Origin of the sequence: Leptospira weilii (genome assembly GCF_006874765.1) — a bacterium.
Lineage (GTDB): Bacteria > Spirochaetota > Leptospiria > Leptospirales > Leptospiraceae > Leptospira > Leptospira weilii.
In genome coordinates, this window is sequence record NZ_CP040840.1 from 3,740,001 (window position 1) to 3,742,500 (window position 2,500).

General features: G+C 39.6%; 2 protein-coding genes (1 of these 2 running past the window's edge). Both read right to left on the reverse strand.

The window, feature by feature from the left end; all coding sequences use genetic code 11:
• Positions 1 to 810 precede the first annotated feature (810 nt).
• Positions 811 to 1,461, reverse strand: a complete 651-nt coding sequence (locus tag FHG67_RS18265; protein WP_080597154.1) for a cytochrome c oxidase subunit 3 family protein — start codon at positions 1,459 to 1,461, stop codon at positions 811 to 813.
• Positions 1,448 to 2,500 carry the 3' portion of a cytochrome c oxidase subunit I gene (ctaD, locus tag FHG67_RS18270; RefSeq protein WP_004497098.1) on the reverse strand. It continues 552 nt past the right edge of the window, so the window shows 1,053 of its 1,605 coding nt (coding positions 553-1,605); the start codon falls outside the window, past its right edge — the gene reads right to left on this strand; its stop codon occupies positions 1,448 to 1,450. Before ctaD ends, FHG67_RS18265 begins: the two co-directional genes overlap by 14 nt.

Consider the following 2,500-nt stretch of genomic DNA (forward strand, 5'->3'; position numbering starts at 1 on the left):
TCAATCGGATTCAAGAAGAAGCCTAAAAGATCAATCCATTACTACTTAGGAAGACTCTGACCTTTCTATCACTAAGCAGTAATGGCAGATAAACATTCTGAACGAATGCTCAAACTCTCAGCCCTTTTTAAAGGGCTATTTTTTTTTTACCCATTATACATATCCCTTTATCCGTACAATCATTATAATTATTATTTTATCAGTTTTCACGATTGTAAGAAAATTATGTCACAATGTATTTAATTAACGTGAGTTCGGCGCAAGCAAATGAGAAAGCGATTATTATGTTGCGATCCGTAGAGAGGCGTAACCAACCCCACAAGTTAAGAAGGCTTTTGGGATAATAAGAATCAAAAACTGATATTTTTCAAGTGTTCCGACAAGAATGAGGCTTTTTACTTGCAAGAAGTATGATTTTCTGATAGAGAAAAATCTCCCGAGTCTTTCCGCCCCACCACCCAAAATTAGGGAGAGGCGCAAGTTTCACAGAGGATTTGTCGTAATTCCGACAGATTTATCTTCGGATCCAAGTATTTGGTGGGGTGGGGTTATGTTAGAGAGTAACACTTTAATTTCTTATTCGCCCAAACTTTCAACCGTCGAACTCACGTTAAATTAAATGATTTAAAATTTTTCGGAACCAATAAAAAAATTCTGAATTTATTGTTTCTCTAAAAATTCAATCTGTATTTTACTTTTTTTGAACCGAGAAATTTTATAAAAATGCCTATCTAAAAATAAAAAACCCCGGCATTAATTTAGCACTGGGGTTTTTATTTTAAAAAATCTTTTTTCGAAACGTGGAAACTTTTATCCAACCAAATAAAGAAGTGGAAAAAGATAAATCCAGATCAAGTCGACTACGTGCCAGAAAAGGCCTACCCCTTCCACAGGTGTGTAATAAGAGGAATTTACTTCCCCTTTAATTACCTTAATCATCACCCAAATAATAAGCCCGGCTCCAATCAATACGTGAGATCCGTGAATCCCGGTCATCACAAAGTAAAAACCGAAAAACATAGCCGCGTTTTTGATATCGACCATTTCAGTGTTCGTAAAGAATTTTCCCGGCAAAAGTCCGTGATGGATTTTCGCAGAATATTCGAAATACTTCACGACCATAAACGTAAGTGCGCATAAGACAGTAACGGCAAGTGCAATTATAGCTTCTTTCTTTTTACCCACTTGAACATAATGAATCCCAAGGGCCATCGTAAACGAACTAAATAGAAGTACAACTGTATTAAAAGCCCCCATCGGAACAGATAAATGATGACTTCCAGCATGGAAAATTTCCGGATGCAAAGAATGATAGATGGTATAACCCACAAAAAGAGCGCCGAACATTAGAATCTCCGTAACAAGGAACAACCAGATTCCTTGTTTAGAAGCGTCGTATTGATGCTCAGCACTATCAAAGTGGTGAGCATGGTGAAATTCCGCGTGTTTAGCGGTACTCATAAGGTCCCCCCGTAATTACTGGAGTTTTTTCAAAATTTTCGTGCGTCGGGGGAGACGGAATTGTCCACTCAAGTGTTTTCCCTCCCCAAGGATTGTTTCCGGCAGTTTTTCCTGCAATTAAGCCGTGAATTACGGCAATCAAACCGATTAAAAATCCGGTTCCAATCAACCAGGATCCCACTGTGGAAATTTGATTCAGGCTCGTAAATTCAGGAAGATAATCATAGTATCTTCTAGGCATTCCCATAGATCCTAAGATAAATTGGGGAAAGAAAGTTACGTTAAATCCGGTAAAAATAAATACCCAGGAAATTCTTCCTAAAAAATCGGAAGTCATTTTACCCGTTACTTTCGGGAACCAATAAATTAGAGCCCCCATTACAGCCATCAAAGTTCCTCCCACCATCACATAGTGAAAGTGAGCCACCACGAAATAAGTATCGTGAAAATGAACATCCATACCGGTAGAAGCAAGAAATACTCCCGTCAAACCACCAATCGTAAAAAGGAACATAAATCCGATCGCAAAGAGCATAGGAGCATCCAAACGAACTGAGCCCCTATACATTGTAGAAATCCAGTTGAATAGTTTGATTGCAGTGGGAACTCCCACAAGCATCGTGATAAAGGAAAATAGAACTCCCGCGAACTCGGACTGGCCCGATACAAACATATGGTGTCCCCAAACCAAAAAAGAGACTGCCGCAATCGCAAGAGATGAATATGCAATCGCAGTATATCCGAAAATTACCTTTTTGGAGAACGTAGCCACAAGCTCAGAAATCACACCCATCGCAGGAAGAATCATGATATAAACCGCCGGATGAGAGTAGAACCAAAAGAAATGCTGAAAGAGAACCGGATCCCCTCCAAGTGTTGGATCAAAAATTCCTACACCCAACGTTCTTTCCGCGACAAGCAGAAGAAGAGTGATGGCAAGAACAGGAGTTGCCAAAACCTGAATGATGGAAGTCGCATAAAGCGCCCAAACCATCAAAGGAATGCGGTTCATTGTCATTCCAGGCGCTCTCAATTTATG